Source organism: Clostridium sp. 19966 (assembly GCF_032335695.1).
GTDB lineage: Bacteria > Bacillota > Clostridia > Clostridiales > Clostridiaceae > JACTOJ01.
Window position 1 is genome coordinate 1 of record NZ_JACTOJ010000062.1, and the last position, 5,004, is coordinate 5,004.

3 protein-coding genes and 1 pseudogene are annotated in these 5,004 nt (G+C 31.7%); 3 read left to right on the top strand and 1 reads right to left on the bottom strand.

Going from position 1 to position 5,004, the window contains the following annotated elements; all coding sequences use genetic code 11:
- Positions 1-1,696: 1,696 nt before the first annotated feature.
- The 3 genes and pseudogenes from tnpA to tnpC all read left to right on the top strand — a co-directional run bounded on the left by tnpA (position 1,697) and on the right by tnpC (position 3,967).
- Complete coding sequence (tnpA, locus tag IAI10_RS24260; protein WP_315675893.1) at positions 1,697-1,993, top strand: IS66 family insertion sequence element accessory protein TnpA; 297 nt, start codon at positions 1,697-1,699, stop codon at positions 1,991-1,993.
- Positions 1,983-2,339 carry an IS66 family insertion sequence element accessory protein TnpB gene (gene tnpB / locus IAI10_RS24265; protein WP_315675894.1) on the top strand — a complete coding sequence of 119 codons (357 nt, stop codon included), beginning with the start codon at positions 1,983-1,985 and terminating at the stop codon, positions 2,337-2,339. Before tnpA ends, tnpB begins: the two co-directional genes overlap by 11 nt.
- 87 nt (positions 2,340-2,426) lie before the next feature.
- Positions 2,427-3,967, top strand: a pseudogene (gene tnpC / locus IAI10_RS24270) (IS66 family transposase).
- A gap of 646 nt (positions 3,968-4,613) precedes the next feature.
- Here the strand turns inward: tnpC and IAI10_RS24275 are convergent.
- Complete coding sequence (locus tag IAI10_RS24275; RefSeq protein ID WP_315675895.1) at positions 4,614-4,880, bottom strand: hypothetical protein; 267 nt, start codon at positions 4,878-4,880, stop codon at positions 4,614-4,616.
- Between the last annotated feature and the right edge of the window lie 124 nt (positions 4,881-5,004).

Here is a 5,004-nt window from a genome sequence, read left to right on the forward strand (position 1 = left end):
CGTCTGTTTCCATTATAACATGCTGTCTATCATATAGGTAATTTGTTATTTCTGGCGCATACCCATTAGTAGATTTTTTTATAGTTTTGCTAAGCCTTAAGTCATCACCATTATAGGCATATTCGGTAATGGTTCTAGTCCCTGACTTAAGTATCTACAATATAGCTTTCTATTGTTATTATGCCCTTTCCGTCTTCCTGTAGGTATATCTTGAATCTTTGCACCAGTTCATTTATCATGCTTATTTGATTCTTTCATTGTCTTCGGCAAAAAAAGTGCCCCTTGGGCACGTCCTCTTCGGGGGATTAATTAAGCATAACATTTTCAATCAAGCTTAATGAGCGCCAGCAAATGTAGCTCTCTTTTTTTAAAATTTATATGTTATTCCATGAACTCCATGATAATTATTTGGTCGCAATAGCCTCTTTTTATGTTCCCGCAATACATCATTTTATTTACTTCTTTAAATACTATATCTCTTATTTGATGTCCATACAACTTAGTAAAATCATACCAATTCTCTTTAAATACTTTTTTATGAATTTTACTATCTGCATATTTTTAGATTCTACAGCTAGTTTTATAGTTATATAGTTTTATAATTCCTTAATTAAGTTCTCCAACATAATTTTCTTGAGACTTAAAGCTAGAAAAAATGAGCCCTCTAGTGCTCCTTCACGATATACTTTCCTATACATTAAAAAAGAGTTAATGCTCCTTGATAGGAAACATTAACTCTTTTATCATTGTTATAATATATATTTATCCTCTATTTTAAATTCAGTTGATTTAGCCATTCTTTACAGCTTTTCAATCTGAATGGTATTCTTATTCACATTCTCATAAATATCTGTTTTCAGATGCGTTATTGTTGCTTTTTAATATAGTTCCACTGATTGATGTATTATATTTTCCCATTATCATTTCTATTGAAATGTTTATTACTTGGTTCTTTATCCTCTGAATATGGGTATCTATTAATCAACTACATTGATTAATTATTTTTTATATCCCTGTATCAATTATTATTTTTTCATCTGTATTTATTATATTTTCTATTGAAATATATTTATTATTTATTTCAATCTTATATCTTCTTATCAGTCATATGTCCCCTACCCCCAGTTACAATTTCCTAGTTCCTAGTTCCCATTTCCAAGTCCCAAGTCATTATACTCAACTATATTATTTATATGTTTTATCATATCAATTCTTTTTATTTTTTAGTGCTTTTATACTACATATTATGTTCCCAATTCCATTAACTTTTAAGTGGAATTATCGAGTCTAGGTCTTCCTAGCTTATCAGGCTACACATATCTTCTATGCTCGTTTTACTAGCTTCTAGAGATGCCTGTTCTAATTATCCAGGAAATCCTTTATTAGATGCCTTCATCTGTCCAAGCATTAAAGACTTTATCCTGTATATATTATTGTTCCCAATTGCATTAACTTTCAAGTGGAATTATTGAACCTAGGTTTTCCTTGCATATCAGGGTACACATCTCTTCTATGCTCGTTTTACTGGCTCCTAAAGATGCCTGTTCTAATTATCCAGGAAGTCCTTTATCAGGTACTTAGTAAGCGTCTAATAAGACAGTGAATAGAAAGTGTTGAAAAAGTATGAGATAATTTTCTAAAATCAATTTTCAAGTTTTTCAAGTAACTTTAAAAACTTGAAAAAAGGAGGTTTTAGATGGATACGCGCAAAATATCACAAGATTATAGAATGAATAAATGGATTAATCTCATCCAAGAATGCCACGATAGTGGCGACGGTATAAGAGCCTGGTGCAGAAATAATGGTATTAAAACTAATAGCTACTATTATTGGCTTAGAAAAATTCGTGTAGCTGCTTGCAAAGCACTTCCTTCCTCAAGCAATCAACAACAAATAGTACCTATAGAAATGCCTAAAGTTGTGGAAATTCACAATACTGCTTCAAATACATTAATTGAAAGTACCTTAAGGTTTTTGAAAAATGATCGGTGATATTTCGAAAGCTGACAAAATATACATAGCTACTGGATATACAGATATGAGAAAATCCATAGATGGACTAGCAGGAACTGTACAGAAAAACTTTAAATTAGACCCCTTTGAAAATAGTTTATTTCTATTTTGTGGTCGTAAACGAGATCGCATGAAAGTTCTTTATTGGGAAGGTGATGGCTTTATTCTTCTTTATAAAAGATTAGAAAGCGGTAGCTTTCAGTGGCCTAAAGATGCTGACGCAGTAAAATCTATTACCCAGCAAGAGTTTCGTTGGCTCTTAGAAGGGTTGGCAATTAATCAACCAAAAGCAGTAAAAAAAGTTAATATTAATTCAATAATTTAGTGTTAGAAAAATCTGAAATCATGAGGTTTTCCAATTATTAGTGATATACTATAATAAAGAAAAACGTGTAAAGGAACTGTCTCAACTATGATTACAGAAAAAGATATTTTAGAGTTAAAAAATCGCATAATACAGTTAGAGCAAGAAAACAAATCTCTTCATGAGACAGTTGATTTTCTAACACGAAAGCTTTTTGGAAGAAGCAGTGAAAAAACTTCTGCAATAGAAGGGCAGCTTTCTATTTTTAATGAAGCAGAAGTTGAAAATAATCCTGCAGCACCTGAACCTAATTTGCAGGATGTATCAAATTATAAACGTAAGAAATTTAAGGGACAAAAAGCAGAATTATTAAAAGACCTTCCACATGATACAGTATTATGCCGTTTAGATGAAGAAGATCGTTTCTGCGAAAAATGTGGAACACCTCTAATTAGCATTGGTAAAGAATTTATAAGGACAGAAATAGAGTTTATACCTGCCAAGGTTAGAGTTATTGACTACTATCGTCAAACTTATGAATGTAGAAAATGTCGTAAAAAAGGTCTTCCTTATATAGAGAAATCACCAATGCCATACCCAGTTGTTCAGCATTCTATGGCTTCGCCATCTTCTGTAGCACATATTATGTACAGTAAATATGTAAACGCCCTTCCACTATATCGTCAAGAGAAGGAATGGCAAAACCTAGGTGTGAGGCTTAGCCGAGCAACTATGAGTAATTGGATTATAGTCGCAGCTACTAACTGGTTCATGCCATTAACAAAGCTCATGAGACAAAAGTTAGTAAATAGCACCCACCTACATGCTGATGAAACACCTGTCCAAGTGCTTATGGAACCTGGAAGGAAAAATACAACTGAATCCTATATGTGGGTATATAGCACTCATGCAGCTAGTGAAACACCAATAAGGTTATTTGATTATAAGCCTTCAAGAAGTGGTGATTGTCCCCAGAAATTTTTAGAAGGCTTTAAGGGATATCTTCATACAGATTGTTATCAAGGGTACAACAAAGTTCCAGGAATAACAAGATGTTTGTGCTGGGCTCATCTTAGAAGATATTTCGTTGAAGCACTGCCAAAAGACATAAGTAGCTCGGAAGCTACGCTTCCTGAAATAGGTATTGGATTTTGTAACAAACTATTTAAAGAAGAAGAATTAATCAAAGATTTGTTGCCAAATGAACGAAAAACTAAGCGTCTTGAAAAGGAAAAACCTATTTTAGATGCCTTTTGGTCGTGGATAAATTCAATAAGAAATAGTTATCTTCCAAAATCTAAGATAGGAAAAGCCATTGAATATGCCGTTAAAAATAAAGAAGGTTTCATGAACTATTTGCTAGATGGTAATTGTGCAATTTCTAATAATTTATCAGAAAATAGCATAAGACCTTTTACTCTAGGAAGAAAAAATTGGCTATTTTCAGGTAGTCCAAAAGGTGCAGAAGCAAGCGCAGCGGTTTATAGCATAATTGAAACAGCAAAAGCTAATGGATTAGAGCCTTATAGTTATCTAGAGTTTATATTTAAAAATCTTCCAGGCGTTCAGTTTGAAGCACATCCAGAATTCTTAGAAGACTATTTACCTTGGGATCATGGGTTCAATCTTCTTGTAAAAAGAATAACTAATCACAAAAATTGTGACCACCCTTACGGATGGTCCATTATTTTTAATTGTACACACATGGTAATTTATCGCTTACGGTACTTATATCTACTGAAACGTTAACACTCTTATCATACACGTACTATAGCCATGAACCAATCAACTTATAAGCGAAATCATTAAATCTAGGCTTTCTTAGCTTACCAATCTACACATTGCTTTCAGCCTTGTTTTACTGGCTTCTAAAGATTGTAGTATTGATTAGCAAGGAAATCCTTTATCACATACTTATACTTGAGGAACTGCTGAAAAGATTTTAATCACCTATCAATTTCTATGTAAATCAGTAGCTTTAGCCTTTATTCAACACTTTTAAAATTTAATGCCACTCTTGTTCACAGTCTTTAAAATCTCTGTTTTCTGATGTGTTATCGTCGCTTTTTAATATAGTTCTTTTGAACGATGTATTTACTGCATATATTAACTGCTAAAAAATAATGAACCAGCTTACTTAAATTCAGCTGATTCATTTCATCTTTTCACTGCATTATTTAGATTATGCAGTGTGTCTAAATTATAGTTTTATTAATTTTATTAGTATCTTTAATCATATATTTTTTGCAGTGTGTTTTTTACTTGTTTTGCATCTACTTATACCTTATTAATAGTTTATTTATTAGCTACATTAATGATAGTTTTATATACATCTTTACTTAAATCAATACCTTCTACCTCATTTACGCCCTCATACCAATCATATATATCAATGAATAAAACTTTGCTCCATTTTATTATTAAATCTTCTATACTCTTGGCAATTACTAATCCATGCAGATTTATACCAGTATCAAATACATCATGTTCAAAGAATACGACTTTGCCATTTCTTTTATCAATACAGAACATATCATCATTAGGAAATCTAAATACTGGCAACCAATTTCTTATATTGGTACTATGTCAAGAAAAAGTACAAGTTAAACATGAACTTTTTTCGGTTAATCTACCTCTATTTTAAATCAGCTTACAATTTTATATAATTTCACCAATTCATTTTTAT